19 protein-coding genes are annotated in these 24,114 nt (G+C 65.5%); 1 reads left to right on the top strand and 18 read right to left on the bottom strand.

The window, feature by feature from the left end:
- Positions 1–46: 46 nt before the first annotated feature.
- From FKZ61_RS11680 to FKZ61_RS11595, 18 genes are all read right to left on the bottom strand, one after another.
- Positions 47–1,957: an asparagine synthetase B family protein gene (locus tag FKZ61_RS11680; RefSeq protein ID WP_141610300.1), complete on the bottom strand. Its 1,911-nt coding sequence runs from the start codon at positions 1,955–1,957 to the stop codon at positions 47–49.
- 4 nt (positions 1,958–1,961) lie between these two features.
- Positions 1,962–3,113: a glycosyltransferase family 2 protein gene (locus FKZ61_RS11675; protein ID WP_141610299.1), complete on the bottom strand. Its 1,152-nt coding sequence runs from the start codon at positions 3,111–3,113 to the stop codon at positions 1,962–1,964.
- Between the two features lie 99 nt (positions 3,114–3,212).
- Complete coding sequence (locus FKZ61_RS11670; protein ID WP_141610298.1) at positions 3,213–4,817, bottom strand: glycosyltransferase family 39 protein; 1,605 nt, start codon at positions 4,815–4,817, stop codon at positions 3,213–3,215.
- Between the two features lie 7 nt (positions 4,818–4,824).
- Entirely contained in the window at positions 4,825–6,042 is a 1,218-nt protein-coding gene (locus FKZ61_RS11665; RefSeq protein ID WP_141610297.1) for a hypothetical protein, read from the bottom strand.
- Between the two features lie 181 nt (positions 6,043–6,223).
- Complete coding sequence (locus FKZ61_RS11660) at positions 6,224–7,579, bottom strand: hypothetical protein (RefSeq protein WP_211358528.1); 1,356 nt, start codon at positions 7,577–7,579, stop codon at positions 6,224–6,226.
- Positions 7,580–8,043: 464 nt separating this feature from the next.
- On the bottom strand, positions 8,044–9,204 hold the full coding sequence (locus FKZ61_RS11655; protein WP_141610296.1) for a hypothetical protein: 1,161 nt from the start codon (positions 9,202–9,204) through the stop codon (positions 8,044–8,046).
- Positions 9,201–10,442 carry a sulfotransferase family protein gene (locus FKZ61_RS11650; RefSeq protein WP_141610295.1) on the bottom strand — a complete coding sequence of 414 codons (1,242 nt, stop codon included), beginning with the start codon at positions 10,440–10,442 and terminating at the stop codon, positions 9,201–9,203. Before FKZ61_RS11650 ends, FKZ61_RS11655 begins: the two co-directional genes overlap by 4 nt.
- On the bottom strand, positions 10,439–11,719 hold the full coding sequence (locus tag FKZ61_RS11645) for an ABC transporter ATP-binding protein (protein ID WP_141610294.1): 1,281 nt from the start codon (positions 11,717–11,719) through the stop codon (positions 10,439–10,441). The genes FKZ61_RS11650 and FKZ61_RS11645 overlap by 4 nt, the downstream gene beginning before the upstream one ends.
- Positions 11,719–12,624: an ABC transporter permease gene (locus FKZ61_RS11640; protein ID WP_211358527.1), complete on the bottom strand. Its 906-nt coding sequence runs from the start codon at positions 12,622–12,624 to the stop codon at positions 11,719–11,721. The genes FKZ61_RS11645 and FKZ61_RS11640 overlap by 1 nt, the downstream gene beginning before the upstream one ends.
- A gap of 26 nt (positions 12,625–12,650) precedes the next feature.
- Positions 12,651–14,246 (bottom strand): sialidase family protein, encoded by a 1,596-nt coding sequence (locus FKZ61_RS11635; protein ID WP_141610293.1) that lies wholly within the window; start codon positions 14,244–14,246, stop codon positions 12,651–12,653.
- The gene (locus FKZ61_RS11630; RefSeq protein ID WP_141610292.1) at positions 14,243–14,944 is read right to left on the bottom strand and encodes a glycosyltransferase family 2 protein; all 702 of its coding nucleotides are present in this window, start codon (positions 14,942–14,944) and stop codon (positions 14,243–14,245) included. Before FKZ61_RS11630 ends, FKZ61_RS11635 begins: the two co-directional genes overlap by 4 nt.
- A gap of 9 nt (positions 14,945–14,953) precedes the next feature.
- Complete coding sequence (locus FKZ61_RS11625) at positions 14,954–15,343, bottom strand: DMT family transporter (protein WP_141610291.1); 390 nt, start codon at positions 15,341–15,343, stop codon at positions 14,954–14,956.
- Positions 15,344–15,624: 281 nt separating this feature from the next.
- Entirely contained in the window at positions 15,625–17,256 is a 1,632-nt protein-coding gene (locus FKZ61_RS11620; RefSeq protein WP_170199610.1) for an O-antigen ligase family protein, read from the bottom strand.
- A gap of 61 nt (positions 17,257–17,317) precedes the next feature.
- Entirely contained in the window at positions 17,318–19,003 is a 1,686-nt protein-coding gene (locus tag FKZ61_RS11615; RefSeq protein WP_141610289.1) for a B12-binding domain-containing radical SAM protein, read from the bottom strand.
- A gap of 85 nt (positions 19,004–19,088) precedes the next feature.
- Positions 19,089–20,357, bottom strand: coding sequence for a glycosyltransferase family 2 protein (locus FKZ61_RS11610; RefSeq protein WP_141610288.1), 1,269 nt, complete (start codon positions 20,355–20,357; stop codon positions 19,089–19,091).
- A gap of 102 nt (positions 20,358–20,459) precedes the next feature.
- A complete protein-coding gene (locus FKZ61_RS24285) occupies positions 20,460–21,203 on the bottom strand; it encodes an acyltransferase (RefSeq protein WP_141610287.1) in 744 nt (247 codons plus the stop codon).
- Positions 21,204–21,622: 419 nt separating this feature from the next.
- Positions 21,623–22,156: a transcription termination/antitermination protein NusG gene (nusG, locus tag FKZ61_RS11600; protein ID WP_170199608.1), complete on the bottom strand. Its 534-nt coding sequence runs from the start codon at positions 22,154–22,156 to the stop codon at positions 21,623–21,625.
- A 239-nt stretch (positions 22,157–22,395) separates the two neighbouring features.
- Entirely contained in the window at positions 22,396–22,791 is a 396-nt protein-coding gene (locus tag FKZ61_RS11595) for a response regulator (RefSeq protein ID WP_141610286.1), read from the bottom strand.
- Between the two features lie 297 nt (positions 22,792–23,088).
- Between FKZ61_RS11595 and FKZ61_RS11590 the strand changes: the two genes are divergently transcribed.
- Positions 23,089–24,093 (top strand): c-type cytochrome, encoded by a 1,005-nt coding sequence (locus FKZ61_RS11590; RefSeq protein WP_141610285.1) that lies wholly within the window; start codon positions 23,089–23,091, stop codon positions 24,091–24,093.
- Positions 24,094–24,114: the final 21 nt, after the last annotated feature.

Here is a 24,114-nt window from a genome sequence, read left to right as displayed (position 1 = left end):
CCTCGTTTACTTTCACTCAAATGAACGTGCAAGGATGAACCGTGGGTTACGCCGGTAGCGGCGACGCTTCCCGCGCTGCAGGAATGGGTGCGGAACGGGCCGACGGGGCCTCCAGGAACTGGCGATGCCAGAGTTCCAGGGAGATCAACGCCCCCAACTTGACCGCATGGCGAGCACCGGCCATCTGCTCCGACACCAGCCGGCGGATGGTCTCGGGCTGGAAGTAGCCCCGGGAGAGGGTGCGCTCGTCCAGGAGAATGTCGCTGACCCAATCCCGCAACTCGGTGCGGAACCACTGGTCGTAGCGGGCATAGGGCCGCCTGGGAATGTCGGGCGAGCGACGCAACCCCAGCCGGTGGAGGTGCCAGGCGGCCAGCCGCTGGGCCCGGATGATGACGTCCCTGGCGCAGGCCCGCAGGGGCAGGTTCGTCTCGGTGTACGGAATCTGGGCCAGATTGGGATAGACGGCCACCAACACCTTCTTGAGCAGGTACCGCTCAAAGCGGAAGCCCGGCGGCAGATGCAGGGCAAAGTCCACCACGTCGTTGTCACAGTAGGGGATGCGCACCCGGGCCCGGCTGCGTACCAGCTCCACCCCATTCCAGGTCATGCGGGGCACCCGCTGGCGCAGGTCGAAGTAGATGCGCTGATCGGCCATCTGTTCGGCCTGGGAAGCGAGCATCCCGGCCGTATAATCGGCCATCACCGCATCCCCCACCTGACGCTGAAAGTCTGGGCTGAAGAGCTCCTCCTGCTCCGCCGGGGTAAAGAGCAACACCCCCCGGTCGTGGTGCATCTTGAAATGGGCCCAGGGCAGGGTCTCCCGGTCGTACTGGGCCCAGAAGGGGCGGGTCAGCGCGGTGCCCATCATGGCGTCGCCCATCACCCCTTTGTAGATGACGCCCGTGTGTTGAGACTGGGCCTCCAGGTTGGCCAGGGCGTGATAGTGGATGCAGTTGGCGCCGTTGGTCAGGCGCACGCCCTCCTCGGCCTTGTGGCGGAGGTAGTCGGGCTGCAGCTCGAAAAAGTGATGCTGCGCGCCCACCACCGCCGCGGCTTCCCGGGCAAAGCGGGCGTCGTCACAGCCGGGGATCCCCCAGGTAAAGGCGTAGAGGGGATCCACCAGCGGCCCGTCCCGCATGGCCGCCAGCAGGACCCGGGAATCCAGGCCGCCGCTGAGGAGCATGCCGGCAGCCCGTTCTCCCCGGTGTTGCCGGGCCACGGCCTGGCGCAGGAGGTGGACGAACTCCTCCACATACTCGTCCTCATTCCCGATCTCGTAGTAGGCCGGGTAGCGCAGGTCCCAGTAGGGTCGCACCGTCAGCTGGCCGTCGTGGAACCGGAGGAGGGAGGCCGCCGGCGCCAGGCGCACCGCCTTCAGCCAGGTCCGGTCGCCCAGGATGTGGTCAAAGGTCAGGGCCTGGGCGATGGCACCCTCGTCCACCGTCCGGGGCAGGTCCGGGTCGGCCAGCAGCCCATGGACGTTGGGGGCGAAGAGCAAGCGATCGCCCACCCGGGCGTAGTAGATGGGGTAGGAGCCGAAGCGGTCGGTGGCCAGGAGCAGGGTCCGACTCCGCCGGTCCCAGATGGCGATGGCGAAGGCGCCGTTCAGGAGGGCGGCAAACCCCTCCCCTTCCGCCAGGTAGAGGCGCAGGAGGAGATCGGCATCGCTTTCCACAGGCGCCGGGAATCCCTGGGCAGCCAACCGCTGCCGCAGCGCCGGCCCGTTGTAGAGCTCTCCCTCCATCCACAGGGCGACCCGACCGCCGGGATCCCAAACCGGCTGCTCAGGATCTGGCTCGTGGCCCAGGCTGACTCGCCCCAGGCCACAGCCAGGCTCTTGATGCAGCGTAACCCGGTACCAGGGGTGGTGTCGGACCGCCTGGGCCATCTCAGACAAGACGGCCCCGATCAACTCGGGGCCGCCGCTACCCACTACGCCAACAAGACCAGGCATACGGCTAAATCCTCTCCATTCTCAGGGCCCGCCACCCGTGGCGAAGGGCCAGGGCCAGCACGCCACGATTCCACAGCCAGGAGGGCTGATAGCGAAGTACCCACATGAGATAGTGGCGCTCCGTCTCAACATCGCCCCGTCGTCGGGCCTCGAAGACCTTCTGCAGGGCGGCCCGGGCCAGATCCCGGTTGCGGCGCCGGGCCAGGGGGGCCAGTTCGGGCGGCAGGTGTGTGTAGATGCTTTCCAAAAAATCCAGCGGCCTGCTGATCTTGGGTGAATCGGCCCAGGCAGCTACCCGCCGGGCCAACTCCCGGGCGTCATGCTCCAGGAGCCGGGGGTTGCTGCGCACCGCGTCGGCCATGGCCTGCTGGGCCCGGGCGAAATCCTGGGCCAGGTAGGCCTGGGCGGCGGCCCGCAGATGGGCGCTGGCGTAGGCCTCGCTCCGCCGCTCCTGCCAGGCAGGGGGCAGATCGGGCCGACTGAACACCTTGTCCAGCACGGCGAAGGTGGCCTGGGTCATCTGCTCGCCGTTCCGGGTCATCTGCCGGGTGTGAAACCGATACAGCGACACGGGCTGATCTACCCACCCCATGGGGCACCCGGCCAGGGCCAGCCGCAGCCAGTAGTCCCAGTCCTCGTAGGAGCGGAGGGACTCGTCGAAGAAGCCCACCCGTTCCTGCCACTCCCGACGCAGGAGCACGCTGCCCACATGCAAGGGATTGGCCAGCAACCAGCGGGAGGCATCTGCCGGCGGCGCCTGGTCGAAGACCTTGCCGATCTGGCAGCCGTCCTCATCGATGGGAATGGCCTGGCCGGCTACCAGTCCCAGGGCGGGGTCGGCTTCCATCCTGTCCAACAGCAGGCGTAGCTTGTCCGGCAGGAACAGGTCATCCGCGTCCAGGAAGGTGATGTAGGCGCCCTGACAGCAATGAAGACCTGTGTTGCGGGCCGCGGACAGGCCGGCGTTGTCCTGGTACAGATAACGGATCCGGGCATCGTCGAACTGCCCACAGACGGACGCCGTCTCATCCGTGGAGCCGTCGTCCACCACAATCAGCTCAAAGTCCTGGTGGCTCTGTTCCAGCACGCTCCGAATGGCGGCGCCCAGGTAGCGGGCCTGGTTGTAGGCGGGGATGATGACGCTGACGGTTGGCATAGGCTCTTTCCGTTCCCATCCATGGGCCAGGGAGACTGGCCTCCTCAGAGACCTGCCTCCATTGTACCTGCTTTTGCCGGCTTTGAAGCTGTCGAAAACCTATCGAATGGCCACAGGAGCGCCGTAGATGACGCCGTCCGGCCCATTGAAGATGACGTGGAGCCCCAGTTCGGTGCGCAGGGAGTCTTCATCCAGGGTTGCGTTGCGGGCCAGATCCCGGAAATAGACCACCACCCCGCCCTGGGCCTCCAGGGTATGGCGCACCATGGCCATCTCGGCGCTGTAACGCTCGTTGGCCTGTCGGGAAGTGGCCCGCACCGGCCTGGGTAGGGACAGGGTGCGGCGGCCGGTCCACAGGTAGAGGCCGTCGGGCACGTTGGAGAAGACCGGGGTGGTGGTCGGCAGGCTCGCCACAGCCGCCACCACAGGTGACTCGTGCCAGCGGCGGGAGGCAAAACCCAGCCCGTCGGCGTGGGCAGCCTGCACCGTGGCCCACGCCTGGACGCTGAAGAGGCCCACCACCAGCGCCCCCAGGGTCGCCACCGCCACCCGGGCGAGGGCCGGCCGCGGCCCCCTGTCGGTCAGCAAGAAGCCCCCCCGCACCAGCAGGAGGAAAGCAGCGGCCCAGGCCGGGGCCAGGATGCGCCCGTCCAGCGGGGTGTTGTAATCCACCAGGGAGATGGAAAAGGCCAGGAACAGGACATAGATCCCCAGAAAAAGCCCCAGGACCCAGACCAGCGCGCCGGCCAGGTCGTCCGTGGGGAACCGGATGGCACCCTGGAAACGCCGCCCCGGCAGATGGGCCAGCAGGATGATGGCCAGCGCCAGGGCCAGCAGCGCCACGCCGCCGGCCTTGATCCAGCCGGGCGCAGAAGCCGGCAGAAAGAGCCAGCCAGAAACAGTGTCCAATCCCTGGATCAGGTGGGCCCGGCTCAGCGGGTGAAAGGCGATTTTCCGCCCGGTGGCCTCGCCCCCGATGAGCAGGTTACGTACCAGCCAGATGGCAAGGGGCAGGCCACTCAGCAGGGCGAAGAAAACCCCGTCGGTGAGCCTGCGCAGGCGGCTGTCCTCCGAGAGCCACCACAGGGCAACCAGTCCCGTGGCCACCAGGGCCAGGCCCGCGTAGCGGGTCACCACGGCCAGGCCGATGGCCAGGGCCGCCAGGGCCAGCAGCCGCCGGGATGGATGCACCAGGTAGAGGGCCAGCAGGGCCAGGCCTCCCAGGCCCAGAAACAGGAAGAGGGCTTCACTCCAGGCCATCAGATAGAGTCCCAACAGAGCCGGCGAAGTCATCCACAGCAGCCCGGCCAGCAGGGCCGCCCGGCCGCTCCGTCGGGCCAACCCATAGGCCATTCCCCCCACCCCAAGCACGCTCAGGGCCAGCAGGGCTGCCTGGAGCCAGCGGCCGCTCAGCCACGGGTCGGTGCCCGAGAGGCCGCCCACCAGAGCCAGCGCCAGGCTGTAGAGGGGCGGGAAGTGGGTCAGCGGCACGTCAGCCGTCTGGCCGAAGGGTACCCCCAGACCACGCCCGGCCAGGAGATTCCGGGCCACGCCGATGTAGGCGGCCGAATCCGGCGAGGCGCCCAGCCCCCAGGCAGTGGCATAGAGGACAGCCCCGGCGCCGGCCAGGGCCAATACCATCAACCCCGCCAGCCAGGAAACCCGGGTCCAGCGGGGAGATGGATGGGAAGAAGGTTGTGTCATCACAGGTTTAGCGTTGGATCAGCGGGACAAAGACACGGGCGGCCGGTGTATCCGTGACAGTGGGAACCCTCGTGGGCGTGTTGGTAGCCGGGGGTGTTCCACTGGTAGGCGTGGGGGTGGGGGTGTTTCCAGGGCCTGGCCACCCCGCGATCCGGGCCATCAACACCCAAAACGCCTTGGCCAGCCGAATCTTCCCCCCAGACACCGCTCCCAAATGCCCCCCATCCACCTCCGTGGTGTAATCCTGGCAGATGGCCGGCAGGTTCAACCCATCGTCCGCATGGTTCTCACACGCCCCATTCGTGGTGCAGTATTGCACCCCATCCCGATTGTCATAACAGGGCTCCCCCGTCTCCCTGTGGGACTCAATGTCCGCCACGTCAAACAAAATCCCCCCGTTCGCCGCCGCATACGCCCGCATCTGCTCGTTGAACTCCCGCGCCGCCTCCGTCCCGATGCTCCGCGCCAGACTCGTCGTCCACAAAATGAACACCTTGTCCGGATGCTGGGCCATGTACGCCTCTAAATCGTAGATGTCGTACTTGTCCCCGTTGTTCGCAAAAAATCCGCTGGCGGGATCCGCAATGTCGCTGTCCCCCTCCACATTCAAATAGCTGAACTGGTACGACAGCACATCCTTGCTCCCAACATGCGCCGGCGCCAGATTCTGGATGAAATCCTGCGTCAGCTCACTCCACGTCCCCATCCGAAACTCAAACTCCCAGTTGCTCCGGTTGTACCGCACCGGGTCCGGCTCAAACAAGATCCGCCCAGGCACTACCCCCGCCTGCCGGTCCGCCTCCGTGTACGTCTTCCAGCTCCAGTTGCTGTCGTAGTAGTCCCGCCGACACGACGCCGGCGCACTCCCCCAACTGCTCGCCGTCAGACAGTCCAACCCTTCGTTGATGTTCTGCCCCACCGACCGGTCCGAAAAAACCATCCGCAGGTTCCGCGCCGCCGCCAGATACTCCTCGGGAATCAGCTCAAACTCCGCCACCGACCGGTGATCCACCACGATCAGCGCATCCGCACCCACCACCCCAGGCACCGGCGTCCCGTCTTCCGCCACTCCCACCCGGGGCAAAAGTGGATGGAGACGTTCTCGTGTCCGTGGCTCCCCGGTCAAAACGCTGGCCTCCATGCTGGAACCCATGCCCAACAGGGCCATCACCGACAGGGCGATCAGGGGTGTCAAATATCGCTGCAAAACTCTCTTGGAATTCAACAAGGCTTCCTTTACAATCTCTGTGGCTCTACCCAGCCACGCCTACGACATTCCCATCTTCTGCTACTGTATCGACTACTGTATCGACGTTCGCTACGTTCAGCGAGCTGGAAACCCGCCTTACGCCACCGCCCTACGCCGCCATACCGGCTGATCCGTGGGCCAGTATTCGCTCCCGCTCCTAATTCTGGCGCAACACCCACGGCAGAAAGAGCCGTTCTGAGAAGGGAGCCGGAATAGTGGGATTGGGAATAGTGGGATTCGGGCTCGGCGTGACCGAGGCGGTCGGCTGCGGCGTGCCGGTAGCCGTGGGCGTGTCCGTCGGCGTTTCGGTGGCCGTGGGTGTGTCCGTCGGCGTTTCGGTCGGCGTTTCGGTGGCCGTGGGTGTATCCGTCGGCGTTTCGGTTGGCGTATCGGTGGCCGTGGGCGTAGCCGTCGGTGTTTCGGTCGGCGTAGTGGTGTCCGTGGGCGTGGGGGTATTCCCAGGGCCCGGCCACCCCGCGATCCGGGCCATCAACACCCAAAACGCCTTGGCCAGCCGAATCTTCCCCCCAGACACCGCTCCCAAATGCCCCCCATCCACCTCCGTGGTGTAATCCTGGCAGATGGCCGGCAGGTTCAACCCATCGTCCGCATGGTTCTCACACGCCCCATTCGTGGTGCAGTATTGCACCCCATCCCGATTGTCATAACAGGGCTCCCCCGTCTCCCTGTGGGACTCAATGTCCGCCACGTCAAACAAAATCCCCCCGTTCGCCGCCGCATACGCCCGCATCTGCTCGTTGAACTCCCGCGCCGCCTCCGTCCCGATGCTCCGCGCCAGACTCGTCGTCCACAAAATGAACACCTTGTCCGGATGCTGGGCCATGTACGCCTCTAAATCGTAGATGTCGTACTTGTCCCCGTTGTTCGCAAAAAATCCGCTGGCGGGATCCGCAATGTCGCTGTCCCCCTCCACATTCAAATAGCTGAACTGGTACGACAGCACATCCTTGCTCCCAACATGCGCCGGCGCCAGATTCTGGATGAAATCCTGCGTCAGCTCACTCCACGTCCCCATCCGAAACTCAAACTCCCAGTTGCTCCGGTTGTACCGCACCGGGTCCGGCTCAAACAAGATCCGCCCAGGCACTACCCCCGCCTGCCGGTCCGCCTCCGTGTACGTCTTCCAGCTCCAGTTGCTGTCGTAGTAGTCCCGCCGACACGACGCCGGCGCACTCCCCCAACTGCTCGCCGTCAGACAGTCCAACCCCTCGTTGATGTTCTGCCCCACCGACCGGTCCGAAAAAACCATCCGCAGGTTCCGCGCCGCCGCCAGATACTCCTCAGGAATCAGCTCAAACTCCGCCACCGACCGATGATCCACCACGATCAGCGCATCCGCACCCACCACCCCAGGCACCGGCGTCCCGTCCACATCCACATCCAAATTCGCATCCACATCCGCTAATGCCTCGGTGGCCGCCGGGGCGGTCAAGGCAGCAGCCAGGACGTGGGGCAGTGGCCCGATCCAGAGGCCGGCCGTCAGCAGAAGCAAGAGGGCAGCCCCCAGAACAGCCTGTCCAAAGTGGCCATGCCCCTTCTGCCGGCGGGAGGTGGACGGCCGTGGATGTGGTGTCTGCCTTCCCTGGTGGCAGGGGTTGGCAGGGCGTTTGGGGGGGCTGCCGGCTCCGCTGGATCCCCCGTGGGGCTGCCGATTGGGGGGGCGATGGTGGTGGCGATGCATGGTCTTCCCTTTCCTGATTGCCCCTGTCGTGGACAGATACCCCCGAGCAGGGTCACGGATCTGCGGATCGTCGTCAAGTTACATGGCCGGCCGGAGTGGTATGGCTGTCCGGAAACGGCCGCGCCCGATTGTAACAGCTCGATCCGCCTTTGGGAAGGGCCCCTTGTCGCCCCTTCACCTGCCATCATGGCACGCCTGACATACGCTTCTCCATCAAATGCCGTACGCCCCCTGAAAAGCCCCAGCCCAAGGAGCAGCGCGCCGGGAAAGGTTCCTCACGGCCCCGGCCAGCCGGCCAGCCGGGCCATCAGCACCCACATGGCCTTGGCCAAACGCAGGCGCCCCACCGGGTTGAGATGGCCTGCGTTGCGTTCGTTGGTGTAGGCCTGGCAGATGGCCTCGATGCCCAGCCCCTGGTTGTCGAAACAGGGAGTGCCGTCGGGCAGGTGAGACTCGATGTCCGCCAGGTCCATCAACACCTTGCCGTGGCTGCGGGCATAGGCCCGCAACTGGCGGTTGTAGTTTTGGGATTCCTCGTACGAGAGCCGGGCCAGCCCCATGGTCCACCAGACGAAGGTAATCTCCGGGTGGGCCGCCTCCAGGGCTTCCAGATCGCCCACATCCGGAAATTCGTCGTCGGGATCCACGACAAAGAAGCGGTCATCGATGGCCGAGCCGGGATAGCCGTCCACATAGCCGACGGTGTAGCCGGCCACGTCGAAATGCTCGCCGGGCGCCAGGTTGTTGATCCGCGTCACGAAGTAGTTGACCTTGTTCCACCAGCCGGGATTGGCGCTGGGAGGCGGGCTGTGTAGCTCAAAGACCCAGTTGGAACGGTCGTATTTGCCGTCGTAGATGACTTCGCCCGGGGCCAGCCCCCGGTCACAGTGGTTGGGCCGGCGGCTGAAATTGTTCATCAGGCAGTCCAGCCCGTCGCTGATGTTCTGCCCCACCGACGCATGGCGCAGGAGGAGCCGCAGTTCCGCCGCCGCCCGGATGTACTCATCCGGAATCTGCTCGAAGAGGGCCACCGACCGGTGGTCGATGACCAGGCCCCCGGCGGCTGCTTCCACCTGGGGGATGGGCGTCTCCGTGGGCAACGCCGTGGGCGCCGGGATAGGCGTGGCGGCCGGCAACGGCGTGGCCGTGACCGTGGGCAGCAGGCTCACCGGGCCGTCGGACGCCGCCGTCACCACTGGCGTCACTTCGTCCGCTGCCGTCCCCTCATCCGCCTGGGGCACCTGGTCCGGCTGGGCCGCTTCGGCCATGGGCGACGGCAGGGCGGTGGCCGTCGCTGTCGGCGGGCGGAGGGTGGCCTCTACGCCAGACACGGCTGTGGGCGGAGGCCCGCCACAGGCCTGGAGCCAGAGCCCCAGGCAGAGGAACAGGGCCACAGGCCACCGACGCCATGGATTGTGCAGACGAGCAAACCTCATGAAGGCATCCTCTGGGGCGGTGCCGACACCCGGTAGGGGGTCAGCAACCGCTGGAGCAGGTAGGCGGCATAGCCCGGCCACTGCACCTGTCCCTGCCCCGGCACCCAATACAGGGCCATGGGGCGGGCCAGGTTTCGCACCACACCCGCGGCAATGGAGAGGGCCCGGAGGCCCCGCCCCAGCCTGTGATCGCCCAGCCACTCCGCATCACCCGGATTGCCCAGATAGATCTTGACCGCCGGCCGTTCGTCCGGATGGGCCTTCCAAAAGCGGATGCCCTCGCCGGCCAGCACGGTGAACGCGTCCTGGAAGCGGCCGGCTGCCACCTCATCGGGAAAGAGCTCGCCCAGGCGGTTGAAATGAACCTCCTGGGGGTAGCCGTAGCGGGCCAACCGGTCGCCCAGTATCGCCTCGGCCAGCCGGTTTTCCGCCGGCGTGAGGGCCCCGCGCCACAGACCGACCCGGCTGCTGTCGATGGGCTGGCTCACCTTGTCCTTCCACGGCACCTGGCGGGCATTGATGCGCCGGCCTGTGCGGGATGTATCCAGCATGCCCTCCTCGTAGGGTTCGCCCAGGAACCGGCACAGCTTCTGCAGCTCCTGCCGGGGCTCGGTGATGAGATCCTCGTAGCGCAGGGTGTAGCTGTTTGGATCGGCGACGAAAAAGGCGCTGCTGGCATCGTCCAGGCGCCGCCAGAAGAAGAGTGCCTCCAGCAGGGTCTGGGCGCCCCAGGGCACCCGGCCCAGGGAGATGGCCACGTCCCGGGGGTCCCGCACGATGCGCACGATGGGGGAGGCGGGAAAGAGCCGGCGGATCAGGTGCACCAGGGCCAGATGGTCGGGGGTCTTCTCGGCCCAGCGCACTTTCCCCTGTCTGTGCATGTACTGTTCCGTGACGCTGGCCAGCATGGCCGCCAGGGAAGGGGGCTGCCCTTGCAGAAAGTCCGCGATGGCCGCTTCTTCCAGGCCGTACTTGTCGATCAGCCGGGTGCGTCCGTCGGATGTGCTCGACGCCGCATCGGCCGCGTAGGTGCTGTGGGAAATGTCGCAGATAAAGCGGGCGGCCTCCTGGGGCCAGCGGGGATCCTCCAGGAAGGCCCGCGCGTCCACTTCCTGCAGCCGGCGGAAGAAGTGGGTCTCGGGGCCACAGCTCAGTCGGCTGTGGGCGGCCAACATGGCGGCCAGCAAGGTCGTCCCCGAACGGGGGACGCCTACCACAAAGATGGGTGGTTGGTTCATGATAGCTGGAGCTGCGTTGCCAGGGCCCGCCCCGCGCCATCGGTGGTGGCCTGGGCTTCAGGCGCCGCGCCGTTCACCTGCCAGCGGTGGGGCAGGTAGGCCGTGCCGTTCACCTGGAGCCCACCCCGCACTTTGATGTGCGCGGCGTTGTTGACCCGGTCGTAAAACGTGAAGCCATCCGGGTGAAAGAGGATGGCGTCCAGGGTATAGACGTTGGGGAAGAGGTTGAGCTGGGGCACCACGATGTCCACATGACCTTTCCCCTGGAGAGTCCCCACCGACAGCCCATCCACGTCCGTGCGGAAGCCGGTCACCTGGTGGCTGTTGAGCACGTGCATGGCGATGTTGATCACCGGGTTATGGACCGGCTCAGAGGCCTCGTAGTGGAGGCGCAGACGGACGCCGCTGCCCATGTCGAACTCCTGTTGGGGCTGCCCTGCCTCGTTCAGCACCTCCAACCGCTGGACCCGAATTTCGCCAGTCCCCCCACGCAGATCCTCGGCCGGCCCATCGTAATGCTTCAGGAGAGAGGCCCGATAGGCGTCGATGGCGGCTTCGGTGTCGCCCTCGTAGATGATGCGGCCCTTCTCGAAGGTGACGGCCCGGGTACAGACATGGCTGATGGTGTGCAGGTTGTGGGAGACCAGGACGATGGCCACGCCATTGTTCTTCATCTGCTGAATCCGCACCTGGCATTTGGTCCGAAAGGCCAGGTCGCCCACCGCCAGCACCTCGTCCACCAGCAGGACGTCTGGCTCCAGGTGGGCGGCCACCGAAAAGCCCAGGCGCACGGTCATGCCGGAGCTGTAGCTCTGGACCGGCATGTCGATGAATTCCTCGATGCCGGAAAAGGCCACAATTTCGTCGAAGCGGCGGTCGATCTCCGCCTTGGAGAGCCCCAGGACCGAGGCGTTGATGTAGATGTTCTCCCGGCCGGTCAACACCGGGTTGAAGCCGGCGCCCAGGGCAATGAGGGCCTGCATCCGCCCCCGCACGGTGATCTCCCCCAGGTCCGGCTTGATCAGGCCGTTGAGCATGCGCAAGAGGGTCGTCTTGCCCGCGCCGTTGTGGCCGATGAGCCCCAGGGTCTCCCCCCGGCGCACCTGCAGAGAGACATCCCGCACAGCCCAGAACTCGTCCTTGCGCAGTTGGTCGCGGGGATAGCTACGCCCTGTCAACTCCAGCCCCAGGTCCTGGACCCCATACCAGAGGGAACGCTTCAGGCTACGGCAGAACTTTTTGCTGACGTGGGTCACTTCCACCAACACATCGGACATCAGGCGCTCATCCTCTCTATGAGAATCGGCAGCGCCACCCGGTAGATGAGCCAGCCCCCCAACAGCAGAAACAGGGTGAGCACGCTGACCACGCTAAACGCCAGCCCGTTCTCCAGCGTGCCCTTGGTCAGGAGATCCCGGGCGCCGATGAGGAGGGGGCTCACCGGGTTCAGGACGGTGACCAGAGAGAGGGGAAAGGTGCGCAGCGGCGGGTAGACAATGGGCGTCACGAAAAAGAGCATCTGGGTCACAATGGGCAGGGAGGTGGCCACGTCGGTGTAGAGCATTCCCAAGGGCGTCAGCAACAGGCCAATGCCGATGCCCAACAACAGGAGCATCACCATGGCCAGCCCGCCGCCCAGGATGCCCCAGGTCAACTCCAGCCGGAAGATCCAGAAGATGGCCGCCAGCACCAGCAGCTTGGTCCCCAGATTGAAGAGCACCTGCCAGATGGCCGAGATGATCAGGGCCTCCCTGGGGAAGTTGATCTTGACCAACAGGGCCCTGGCCGCAGTCACGGACTTCAGGGGGGCATTCAGGCTCTCGGTGAAGAGCTGCCACAGGGTGGTACCCACCAGGACATAGACCGGGTAGGGAATGTCGGTCTCGCCAAAGTTGACCACGTTGCGGGTCTGCAACACGATGAAGATCAACGCGGTGACGATGGGCGGTACAAAGGCCCAGAAGACGCCAAAGAGGCTCTGGCGATACTGGGCCGAAATGTCCCGGATGAAGAGGCGCCAGGCCAGCTCCCGGGAGGCCCCCAGGTCCTTCCACATGGCCCGCAGGAGGGTGCCCGGCGTGCGCATCTGGGAGGCCGAGGTGTAGACCACCACCGGCAGCGCCTCCGCGCCGCCCATGCTGGCGGTGCTCATGTTGGCACCGCCCATATTGGCTCCACTCATATTAAACGTACGTATCCTTTCCGGGCTCAGCGGCCGCGGCGGCGAATGCGCTCGACCATCACGGCCAAAACGAGCAGGGCCAGGGACGGAAGCGCCCCCACCAACAAGGGAGTGGCCGGGTTACTCCGACCGACGGGCGTCGCCTGGACAGAGACCACCGGCGCCGGTGTGGCCGTGACCTCCGGCAAAGGCGTCGGGGTAGGCCAGGCTGTGGCCACCGGGGTGGGGGTGGGCATGTCAACCGCAGGCCAGGGCTGCGGCGCCAGCGCCGGCGCGCCTTCCACCGTGCACTGCATGGTGAAGATATCCAGCGACGTCTCCGGGTTGTCGTAGTTGAACCAGCTCAGGAAAAGCTGGTTGCCCAGGTTCATGGCCACCGAGATGAAGTTGCTGTCGTGGAAGCCCCCCACCGGCCGGGGATCCCGCCAGTTGACGCCAGCTTCCCAAACGCTGTGCCAGATGGTGTTGCCATCGCCCCGGCAGCCCACAAAGCGGCCACACAGGTGGCTGTACCCTTCCCGAATCCGGCGCACCAGGAAGACGTGGAGCCGCCCGGTGCTGTCTCGTACAAATTCACCGAAGCCGTTGTCGGCAATCAGCCAGAAGAAGGTGTCGATGGGGGCCGACCAGGTGGCGCCGCCGTCGTCCGAGTACTGGGTCTGGGGATAGGCCCGGAAACCGCCCTCCCACAGGGCCACCAGCCGCCCCGGCTCCAACACCGCCAGGGTGGTCCAGTCCCGCTCGTATTCATCGCCCACCCGCTCCGCCAACCGCACCGGCTCTTCCCAGGTGCTGCCGCTGTCCAGGGAACGGGCGAAGTAAACGGCCTGGCCGTTGCCGCTGCTGTCCCACTCGGTCCAGGTGGCGTAGACCTTGCCAGGGGGCTCGGTCAGCAGCCGCACGTTGCTGGCGCCCCGCTCAAAGTCCAAAAAGGTATAGACGTCCACCGGCTCGGACCAGGTGGCGCCCCCATCCACGGACCGGATGTAGGTCACCGTGCGGTTAACCTGGGGCTGGCTCCGGCCGTAGAGGATGTGCAGGGCCCGGGGTGGCTCGTAGGCGATATCCACCGAGAACTGGGTCCCCGACTGGTCATCCCCCAGGAGGAGGGGAGGCAGCCAGCCCTGGGCGGAGCCGGCCCGGTCGGCCCGGGCGGCGCTGTAGAAAAAGGTGTTGTCCGGCCCCATCCAGACCAGGTGAATGAAGCCCTGCTGGTCCATCACCCCCCGGATGCCGGCGATGCGGCGGTTGAAGTACTGCCGGGGGGAGATGAAGATGTCCACCGGCTTTGACCACCGCTCGCCATCCCAGCGGGAGTACATCAGGGCGTCCGGCACGTTGGGGATGTCGCCGGGCTCGCCGATGGTGCGCTCGGCCCAAAACAGGTGGACCACACCGGTGGGATCGGACAGAAGGAAGGGGTCCACCGAGACATAGCCGGGCGAGTTGGAGAGGTTGAAGGGCGGCCGGCAGTCCACGATATCACCGGGCGCGGCCAGGACCGGGGCGCTTCCCCACAGGCCCATCCCCAGGGCCAGGGCGATGGCCACGGCCAGCAGCCAGCCAGGTCGGCGGCATAGGCCCCCTCCTGGCAGATCCGGCTGCTCTGGCAAGTCCCTCATGATCGGGCCCTCCACAAGCCATATTTCAAAATCACGTACACGGCCCGCAATCCATCCTTCCAGTTGATCTTCTTCCCTTCTTCATAGGTGCGGCCGTAGTAGGAGACGCCCACTTCGTAGATCCGGCAGCCCAGCCGGGCCACCTTGGCCGTCACTTCCGGCTCGAAGCCAAAGCGCTCTTCCCGCAGCTCAATTTGCTCCAGGATTTCCCGCTTGAAGACCTTGTAGCAGACCTCCATGTCCGTCAGGTTCAGGTTGGTGAACATGTTGGAGAGGAGGGTCAGGAACTTGTTGCCCACCGCATGCCAGAAGTAGAGCACCCGGTGGGACTCGCCGCCCACGAAGCGGGACCCGTAGACCACATCGGCCTTGTCCTCCAGGATGGGCCGCAGGAGCTTGGGGTATTCCGCCGGGTCGTACTCTAGATCGGCATCCTGGATCAGGATCACATCCCCGGTGGCCAGGGAGAAACCGGTGTGCAACGCCGCTCCTTTGCCCCGGTTGACCGGATGGTACGCCACCCGGATGTCCGGGCAGCCTTCCAGGGTGGCCAGAAAGTCCCGGGTGCCATCGGTCGAACAGTCGTCCACGATGACCAGCTCGCGGGGGATGGGCAGCTCCACCGACATCACCTTGGCCACAATGGCTTCGATGGTCTGCCGTTCGTTGTAGCAGGGCATGACGATGCTCAACTTCATAATGATGGGCTACCCTCCGGCCGTGCTTCGGGCGATCAACAGGATCCCCAGGCAGATGACGGCGATGCCCATCCACCGCATGGTGGGGATGGCCTCGCCCAGGAAAAGCCGGGAAACCAGGGCAATGAGCACGAAGTTCAGGGCCAGGAAAGGGTAGGCAGCGCTGAGGTTGAGCCGGCTCAGCACTGCAATCCAGGTGAGGGCACCCACGCCATAAAGCATCAGGCCCAGCAGGACCAGGGGGGAACGCAGGATCAGGTTCACCACGCCGGCAAGGCCCGATAGGGGCGCCAGGGTAGACGCCTGGCCGATCCCCAATTTGATGCTGGTCTGGCCGGCCACACCGGCCGTGATGGACACCGCGATCAACCACCATGACTGCGCCAACTGTTGATTCATAACGACCACTCGTATCCGTTCCTGTCTTGCTGTTTGAAACGACCCAGTATAGTCTGTATAGTCTGGCGTAAATACCACGGCAGAAATTCCGGGTGCCCTCTGGGCGCACTCCCGCTGGTGGAAACCAGCGGCGAATTTCTGCCGGGATTTACCAGGCCACAGGGGGAAGCACGCCGCTTCGGCCCTGTGACATCAACGTCATTGTACCCGATTGTACCGGATCTCCCTCGTTCCAAACAGCCGGTGAATTCAATGGGATTAACTCCCCTCGGCAGTGTTTTTCACGGCCTGGCACGGAAGGCCGGGTTGGCCTGCAGCGCCCGCTTCAGGGCGTGAATCGCCTGATCCATGGACTGGCTTTCCGGCCCGGCGCCGATGTGGCTGTACCACCACTGACGCAACTCCAGCTTGTGGGGATCCGCGTTGCCCCCCTGCCAGATGTTGACCGCGGCTTCCTCCTGCCCCAACACCGCGTATACCTCGCCCAACATCTGCCGCACAGGCCGCTGATCCGGCGCCAGTTGAAAGGCGGCGGCCAGGTGGCGCCGGGCCAGCTCATACTGCCCCCGGGAGAGGGCAATCTGCCCCAGCCGCCGATGGGCCGTCACGTTGGTGGGGGCGATGGCCAGGGTCTTCTGATAGCGGGCCAGGGCCTCCCGCAGATCCAGACGGTCGCTCCGGCGCAGCTCATCCTGGATGGGCCACTGGGGCCAGCGGTACAGGGAAAGCTCGGCCCGGGTTTGGGCCACGACCGCCAGGTTGGCCTCCAGCAGCGCCTCGATCCCAGGCCAGGTCAACAGCAAGGCCAGAGCCGCCACCGGAATCAACGGCACCAGGGCCGCCAGATAGCCGCCCAGCCCGCCCAGTTCCGGGCGATCCAGATCCAGGCCGGCCGTCAACTTCAGGCCGGTCGCCAGGGCCGGCAGCCAGAGGGCGAAGCCCAGGGGCACGAACAGGAGTGGCGCCAGCCAGCTGCTGTAGAGCCCTGCATTGACCAGGCCAAAGGCGAAGGTGCCACCCAGGGAGACCGCCACCCAGTTGGCCCAGTGGCGGACCGTCCTGCGGGGGTGACCATAGGCCTGCCAGAGACCTGCTGCCCCGGCAGCCACCAGCCCCACAAAGCCGAACAGCCCCGGCAGGCCCTGCTCTACCGCCACCTGCAAAAACAGGTTGTAGGTCTGGTAGAGGAAGGGCACATGGAACAGGTAGACATATGAAGAGAGCACCATGGCCGTCTGCCCCAGCCCCACGCCGGTCAAGGGATAGTCCTGGAGCAGGATCAGGGCATCGTGCCAGATGACCGGACGATTCCACCCGCCGGCGATGAGCTCGGGCCGGAGGCTCAGCCCCACCCACAGGCCGGCCACCCCCAGGATCCCCGCCAACCCGGCCAGGTCCACGGCCCAGGGCCAGCGAAGCAGCCGGGCCGGGCCATGGCGCCAGCTCAGCAGGGCAGCCAGGCATAGGCCGGCTCCCAGGGCGATCCAGGCGCTGCGTTCCTGGGCCACCGCCAGCGCCGCCACCGCTGCCGCCAGGCTGAGCCCGGTCGGCCAGGCCCATCCCAGCTGTCCCCGTTGGATGAGCCACTGGAGGCCGCCCAGGCCAAGTGGCAGCAAGGTCACCAGGGCGGCGGCCACGTTTTCACCCGGGAGCAGCCCCAGGAAGAGGCTTCCCCCCGCCAGGCCGGCAGCTACCGCGGCCATCAACCCTGCCAGGGCCAGGACGCCACTGCGTCCGTGACGCACCACCAGCGGCACTGCCGAGCCCAGCCAGGCCAGGCTGAGCATGACAAACCGCATCCACGCCAGGTCGCGGTCGGCCGCCGCCCAGACGCCCACCAGCCCGCTCAGGACAAAGAGCGCGCCGCTGGTAAGATAGAGATTTCGGATCGCCGGATGCAGCCGGCCGGCCATCATCTCCTACCTGTCCCGTCCGCCCAGGCCCAATGGCTGCGCTGGCAGCCCCGCCATGGGCTTACCCCCGGGCGAACTGGAGCATCTGCCAGCCCACACTCATCGCGCTCTTGAAGCCGGCCCAACTGTTCAGCCCCTTCAGGAAGGTGAAGATGGGACCCGGCCGCATGGACCATTCCCAGGTCGCCCGCCGTTGCCAGTACTCCAACTGCTCGGCCGTCAGGTTCTCATAATCTAACACGGTGGACTGATCCATGTCCACCTCTTCCCATTTGGTGCCAGGGCGGAACCAGTTGTTCTCCACCACCTCGTAGAAGAAGGGCGTGCCCGGGTACGGTGCGGCGATGTGGAACAGGGCGATGTCCAGGGGCAGCTCCTTGGCGTAGTCGATGGTCTCCCGGATGGACTCCTCGGTCTCGCCCGGCAGGCCGATGATGAAGTAGCCCCAGTTCTTGATGCCCGCCGCCTTGGCCCAGCGCAGGGCCAGAAAGGCCTGCTCCTTTTTGTATCCCTTGCGGGCCCGCTTCAGGATCATCTCGTTGGCGCTTTCGATCCCCCAGGAGATCATCCAGCAGCCGGCCTGCCCCATGAGCCGCAACATCTCCTCATCCACGTAATCCACCCGGCTGTTGCAGGTCCAGCGGATCTTCAGCCCCCGCTCGATGATGAGGTTGCAGAGCTCCACCACGTGGTCCCGGTTGACGGTAAACAGGTCCGCATACATGTGGATGTTGTGGATGCCCAGCCGCTTCAGGTATTCCAGCTCCTCCACGATGTTTTCGGCCGAACGCACCCGCACGGTGTTCTGGTAGGTCACGTGCTTGATGCAGTACTTGCAGCCGGCCGGGCAGCCCCGGCTGGTGACGATGAAGGTGAACGGCCCCTTGATCATGGGCATGCGCTGCTTGTCCAGGGGCAGCAGCTCGTGCAGGGGGATGGGCAGGTCGTTCAGGTCCGGGATGAAGGGTCGGTCCGGGTTGATGACAATCTCATCCCCGCGACGCCAGGCCAGGCCCAGGATGGACGCGAAGGGCGACTCCTCCGCCGGGACCGGGAAGCGGTCGCTGATGACCTCTTTGCCCATCCGCCGGGTCTGGAGATGGGAGGTCTCGGCCAGCATCTTACGCACCCGGGGGTCGCTGGGAGTCTTGTCCTCCAGCCGGTCCAGGAGCTCCCGCAGGGTGATCTCCGGCTCGCCCCGCAGCACAAAATCCAGCGCGGGGAAGGGGCGCATGGTCTCCAGGGTCATGGGGGTGACGTGGGTGCCGAAGGCCATGGTTCTGGCCCCCAGGGACTTGGCCAGGAAGACGCCGTACATGTCGTTCTGGAGGGTGGGCGCGGTCACCTGGGTCAGGTAGTACTTGGGCCGCTTCTCCTCCAGCAGCTTTTTGAACTCGGGCCAGCCCATGCGCTCGGCGTTGGCGTCGATGATCTCCACCTTGTAATCCGGCGCCAGGAGGGCCGCCATCTGGGCCAGCTCCACCTGGGGCCAGATCATGTTCTCCCGGCTACGGCGGCCCACCCGGTGCTGGCTGCGGATCCAGATGCCCCCATCCTCCGTGGGGGGGTTGACCAGCAGCACGTCCACCAGCCCTTCAGGCCGACGGGATGAGGTGAGGGTCTGAACGCTGACGCCTGCATCGGGGAACAGGGAAGGCCGCAGGGGGGGAATCCGCCGCGTCCCCAGGTTGTCTCGGATATCGGGTGCCAGGTCCACGTTGGGCACTCTGGCTTCTCGCTGTGCCACAGTCTACTCCTCCCTGACCGTTTGTACGGTCTCTATGGGCAAAAGACGAAGGACAAAAGATAATTTTCCAGCCACTGGGAGAGCCCTATGGCATGGCCTCGACCTTCAAGGGGGCGCCACTCACGGCCTCGGCCACCGGTTCGGCGGGCATCTGCGCCTTGCCCAGCATGTCCTCCGCCACCAATTCGTCTCGAATGCGCAACGTGTCCAGGATCTGCATCTGGATCCAGGCAATCATGAGCTGGATGCCCACCAGGGCCAGACAGGCGCTCACCAGGTAATAGAGCCAGAGGCGGCTGACACTCCACCCCATCATGCCGAAGCTCAGGCTGGCCACCGCCAGCAGCACCCCCAGCCCAAAAGCCAGCAGCCCAATCCAGCCGAAGTGTTGATCCAGCCGGGCCCGCAGGATGGGCCGGCCGAACAACCCCTGGTGGACCGGCCGTTTATGGAAGAGGGCCACGAAGTAGTTGAAGCTGATGCCCAGGGCCAGGATGCTCACCCCGGCCACGGCCAGAACCAGGGCCGTGAAGAGGGCAAATGCCCCCAGCGGCCCCACGTAGTCGATGCCGCTGAGCCGGGCCACCACCAGCCCCAGCCCGATGGCCGCGGCCACGGCCAGGGCCAGCGCGCCGATGAGCCCCAGGGGGCGCACCGGGTTGTAGTAGAGGGCCGTCCAGACGATGGACTGGGCAAAGCGCATGCCGTCCCGCACCACGCTGAGCTTGGAACGCCCCACCCGCTCGCTGTAGGGGATGGGCACTTCCACCATGTGGAGGCGCTCATGCAGGGCCCGGGTGCTCATCACCGGGGTCAGGTTCAGGCCATCGGGCAGCGGGTAGAGCCGGGGCAGGATCTCCCGGCGGAAGATGCGCATGCCGCTGGCCGAATCGGTGATGCGCCGGGCGCTGATCAGGCTCACCAGGCGGGCGAAGATGAGGTTGCCCAGGCGGCGCACGGCTGGCATCTGGCTTTCCGCGCCCGCCATGCGGGAGCCGATGACAATGTCCGCCTCCTGGGTCGTCGCGGCCTGGCAGAGGGCGGGGTAATACTCGGGCGGGTAGGTGCCGTCGGCATCCAGGAAGCCGATCCACTCGCCCCGGGCCGCAGAGAAACCCGTCTTCAGGGCAGCGCCATAGCCCGAGTTCCGGGTGTGGCGGATGAGCCGGACACCGGGCTGCGCGGCAACCAGGGCCGCCGTCCGGTCGGTGGAACCGTCGTCCACCACGATCAGTTCCAGTTCATCAATGCCCACCTCCTGCAGTTGGGGACGCACCGCAAGCACCCGGCGCATGATGTCCTGGATTCCGTCTTCTTCATTGAGGGCGGGGATGACGACCGAGAGCATGGTCATGGGTGCGACTCCTTTCAAAAATTGCTCATCTGCCACAAATATGCGCTACCCACCCCGGTTTGGCAGGAAACCAAAGCGGTTCGCACATTGGGGAGATGAACCTCAAAAATAAATGGGCCGGCCTGGTGGCGGGGTGGACTCCGCCGAGCCGTCAATCTGCTTCAAAACCCGGGCCGGAACCCCGCCCACCACCGTGTGGGGAGGCACGTCCCGGGTGACCACGGCGCCGGCAGCCACCACCGCGCCCCGGCCGATGCGCACCCCGTCGGTCACGATGGCGCCGGCGCCAATCCAGACATCGTCTTCCACCACGATGCCCTCGGCCGTGATCCCCTGCTCCACCATGGGGCGGTCAGGGTCCGAGTAGACGTGGTTGACGGCCAGCAACTGGACCAGCGGGGCGGTGTAGACCCGGTTGCCGATGGTGATGCCGCCCTGCCCCCGCAATACGTTCATCTCGCCGATCAGGCTGTCGGCGCCGATACGGATGAAGGCGTGGGGAAGGCCGCGGAAATTGTAGACATGCAGGACAGCGCCGTGCATCACAAAGGTATTGTCGCCGATCTGGATGCCATCCGGGCAGGCGTGGAGGTAGACACCCTGGTCCAGGTAGACGTTGCGCCCCAGGCGCACCTGATCCGCAAAGCGGATCCGCACCCCCTGCTCAATGGCAGCCACCCCCTCCATCTGCAGGATGAGCCGGTAGAGCACAGCACGCACCCCGATGCCCACCACCGTGGGGATCCACCCCGCCACGGCAAAGACCAGCTGCTCCAGCCAGTAGCGCCACAGGCTGCTGGCCTGGCGGGAGATGTAGAGCCGGAGGCCCGCTATGAGAGAAGACATCTGCATGAATGAATGGGCATGTTTATCCGGATTCTCAGTAGGGCCGATGGGACACCTGGGCGTTCCATCCGGCAACGGGTGCCGGGCAGGCTCCGCCGTTCCTGCGCGCATCGTGCTACAGCAGGAGCGGGGCTGTCCGTATCACATCCCCTGAACGACATCGCCCCCCGGCCTCTCCATCGGGCCGGCGTGGACGAGTCCCAGATCCCGGCGGCGTGGGCCACCCGGGGCTCTAATTCAGGGGACTTTTTCAGGCAAAAACATTCCTGTGGCTCGCCCTGTTCAGGACGATCCGTACGTGAACCACTCCCTATCCACTTGGCGAATGGCGGTTGTAACCGGTGGTCTGTCTTAGACCGAGGGGGGTCTTACGCGGTTTGCACTCTCATCGTCTGGCTGCATCCCACATACACCCAGATTCACACCGCGGCCAACGCCGGGGGCGCCTTACCCGACACGGGCTCCAACGCGTCCACATGGACCTGGGCCCGTGTCCACTGGCCCAGGAGATTCAACAAGACCTGGACCCGCTGGCTGCCCCGCAGCCCTTTTTGAAAGATGGCCTCAAACCCCTGGAAGGGGCCCCGCCGGATCAGCACCTTCTGGCCCGGCGTAAAACGGATTTTGTGCTTGGGAACCACCTTCTCCGTGTAAGGAGAAAGGCGTTCCTGCAGGGCCGCGACGAGCACGTCGGGGACCACGGCCGGTTGGCCGTCAAAATGGACCAGGGAGCGAACCCCCACGAGCCAGCGCAGGCCGGTGGCTTGTTCCGATTGGAGATCAACCCGGACGAACAGGTAGTGGGGGAAGAAAGGCTCCGTACGCACCCCCCGATTGTACCCCCGATCCACATACAGGACCGGGAAAAACACCTCCAACCCGCGCTCTTCAAGCTGCTGGCTGACCAGGGCTTCCTTGTGGGGCTTGGTGTAGATCAGATGCCATCGTAGCATGAAGGATCTGCCGCTCTCCATTTTGCCGGCGCCGCTCATGGGCGCCCTATGGCGGCCACTTGGCTGCGACCGCTCTCCTGTACTCGCTTACGTTGCGGACATCCTCATGTTACGGGCACTCCCATGGTTTGGGCCTCACCGCAACCGCTGGTCCGCACACCGCTTACACCGTACAGATTATCAAGCGGGATCGCCCATGTCAAACGATTTTGCTTACATTTAGCTGTCAGATTGGCAGGCTATTCGCCGGTGGTAGAGCCCGCAGATAGGAGCTCGGCAACCAGGTCGAGGAGGGTGTCCAGGTCGAACGGCTTGGCCAGGACCCGGTCCACGCCCAGGTCTTGGGCAGCCTGTTCTGGCCCCACCCGATGAAAGGTGCTGGCGGACATGGCCACGATCTTGGTGGCCGGGGAGCGTTCCTGCAACGCCGCGATCAGGTCGGCGCCGTTGCCATCGGGCAACAGCATGTCCGTAATGAGGAGATCCACCCGCATCCCCTGGATCAGGGAGTGCCCTTCGGCCGCGTTCAGGGCCACGTGGACGGTGTACCCTTCCATCTCCAACACATCCCGAAGGACTTCCAGGAAGGCCAGGTTATCTTCAACCACCAAAATGTTCTTGTCTGTCAAGTCCATAGCCGTTCCCTGTCGGCGGCAGGCGTGTATCGGTTGGGCCGCGGCCTTTGCATACAAAGACGGATGGAACCAGCCCTTGATGGGGTCTGCTACAAAAGCCACTGCTTTATTTCATTTGACGATCATACGTCACAACAGACAGTCTACAGCCTGTCAAAAGGCTGTCAAAATCCCCGACGATATATTGGGAGATCCAAAAGCCCCTTGGACGTCGTTACAAAGTGTGCTATCGTTGTGCCCATCGGCCCCGGTTGCACCCAACCCACACCATCCCATCGTACAAAGGAGAATGAACCGATGTCCACAAGAGGCCCATTGGAAAGCGTACCACCTGCTTCCCCCGATACCGCCTACCGGACAGGCACCGGCCCGTCCCGTCCCCGTGACCATCTCCTGGGCATGACGCCCGTCTGGCTTGGCCTGCTGATGGTGCTCCTGTTCGCCCTGGGCGCCTGCCAGCCGGTGATGCCTGTGGCCGAAGGAGAGCCCCCCGCGGCCGAGGCAACAGCCCCAGAGCCCACTGCCGAGGCCGTGGCCCACGGCGACCCTGAAGCAGGCGCCTACCTGGTCACCATCGCCGGCGGCTGCGGCTGTCACTTCAACCGGGACCTGGGCGCCCTGGCCGGCGGCAACCGCTTCGAGGGAAGTTACGGCGTGGTCTATGCCCGCAACATCACGCCCCACGAGGGAACCGGCCTGGGCGGCTGGACCGAAACCCAGATCGCCGACGCGCTGCGGCTGGGCGTCCGCCCCGACGGCACCCAACTCTTCCCCATCATGCCCTACCGGGACTACAGCGCCCTCCCGGATCCAGAGGCGCTGGACATTGCCGCCTACCTCCTCTCGCTGGAGCCGGTGGAAAATGCCGTGCCGGCCCGGGAACTGCAGGCTGAGCCCGCGGCCTTCACCCCAGACCCGCCGCCCCCGGCCGAAAGCCCCACCGACCCTGTGGCCCGGGGTGAGATCCTGGTGAAGCTGGCCCGCTGTGGCCGCTGCCACACGCCCACCAACGAAGACGGCAGCCCCAACATGGAGATGTACCTGGCCGGCAAGCCCATCAACGAGGACGAAATTGCCGCCAACATCACCCCGGACGACGAGACCGGCATCGGCCTCTGGACGGAAGAGGAGATCGCCACCTTCCTGCGCACCGGCATGCTCTCCGATGGCAGCCAGATAGTCGGCACCATGGCCACCCAGATCGAGCGCAGCTTTAGCCACCTGACGGAAGAGGACGCCCTGGCCATCGCCGCCTACCTGAAGAGCATCCCGCCGGTGAACCACGATCCCTTCAGCCAGTAACCGGGCCTCCTTTTCAACGGC

The sequence above is a fragment of the Litorilinea aerophila genome (assembly GCF_006569185.2).
Taxonomy (GTDB): Bacteria; Chloroflexota; Anaerolineae; order Caldilineales; family Caldilineaceae; genus Litorilinea; species Litorilinea aerophila.
Note: the sequence above shows the minus strand (reverse complement) of the source record. Positions and strands in the feature narration are given on the sequence as shown.

What these genes read in the sequence shown, in the direction of transcription:
- FKZ61_RS11620 (WP_170199610.1), bottom strand. Translation starts at nt 17,256, where the DNA reads ATGGCCGGCCGGCTGCATCCGGCGATCCGAAATCTCTATCTTACCAGC.
- FKZ61_RS11635 (WP_141610293.1), bottom strand. Translation starts at nt 14,246, where the DNA reads ATGAGGGACTTGCCAGAGCAGCCGGATCTGCCAGGAGGGGGCCTATGC.
- FKZ61_RS11640 (WP_211358527.1), bottom strand. Translation starts at nt 12,624, where the DNA reads ATGAGTGGAGCCAATATGGGCGGTGCCAACATGAGCACCGCCAGCATG.
- FKZ61_RS11610 (WP_141610288.1), bottom strand. Translation starts at nt 20,357, where the DNA reads ATGACCATGCTCTCGGTCGTCATCCCCGCCCTCAATGAAGAAGACGGA.
- nusG (WP_170199608.1), bottom strand. Translation starts at nt 22,156, where the DNA reads ATGCTACGATGGCATCTGATCTACACCAAGCCCCACAAGGAAGCCCTG.
- FKZ61_RS11675 (WP_141610299.1), bottom strand. Translation starts at nt 3,113, where the DNA reads ATGCCAACCGTCAGCGTCATCATCCCCGCCTACAACCAGGCCCGCTAC.
- FKZ61_RS11655 (WP_141610296.1), bottom strand. Translation starts at nt 9,204, where the DNA reads ATGAGGTTTGCTCGTCTGCACAATCCATGGCGTCGGTGGCCTGTGGCC.
- FKZ61_RS11680 (WP_141610300.1), bottom strand. Translation starts at nt 1,957, where the DNA reads ATGCCTGGTCTTGTTGGCGTAGTGGGTAGCGGCGGCCCCGAGTTGATC.
- FKZ61_RS11595 (WP_141610286.1), bottom strand. Translation starts at nt 22,791, where the DNA reads ATGGACTTGACAGACAAGAACATTTTGGTGGTTGAAGATAACCTGGCC.
- FKZ61_RS11650 (WP_141610295.1), bottom strand. Translation starts at nt 10,442, where the DNA reads ATGAACCAACCACCCATCTTTGTGGTAGGCGTCCCCCGTTCGGGGACG.
- FKZ61_RS11625 (WP_141610291.1), bottom strand. Translation starts at nt 15,343, where the DNA reads ATGAATCAACAGTTGGCGCAGTCATGGTGGTTGATCGCGGTGTCCATC.
- FKZ61_RS24285 (WP_141610287.1), bottom strand. Translation starts at nt 21,203, where the DNA reads ATGTCTTCTCTCATAGCGGGCCTCCGGCTCTACATCTCCCGCCAGGCC.
- FKZ61_RS11590 (WP_141610285.1), top strand. Translation starts at nt 23,089, where the DNA reads ATGTCCACAAGAGGCCCATTGGAAAGCGTACCACCTGCTTCCCCCGAT.
- FKZ61_RS11645 (WP_141610294.1), bottom strand. Translation starts at nt 11,719, where the DNA reads ATGTCCGATGTGTTGGTGGAAGTGACCCACGTCAGCAAAAAGTTCTGC.
- FKZ61_RS11670 (WP_141610298.1), bottom strand. Translation starts at nt 4,817, where the DNA reads ATGACACAACCTTCTTCCCATCCATCTCCCCGCTGGACCCGGGTTTCC.
- FKZ61_RS11630 (WP_141610292.1), bottom strand. Translation starts at nt 14,944, where the DNA reads ATGAAGTTGAGCATCGTCATGCCCTGCTACAACGAACGGCAGACCATC.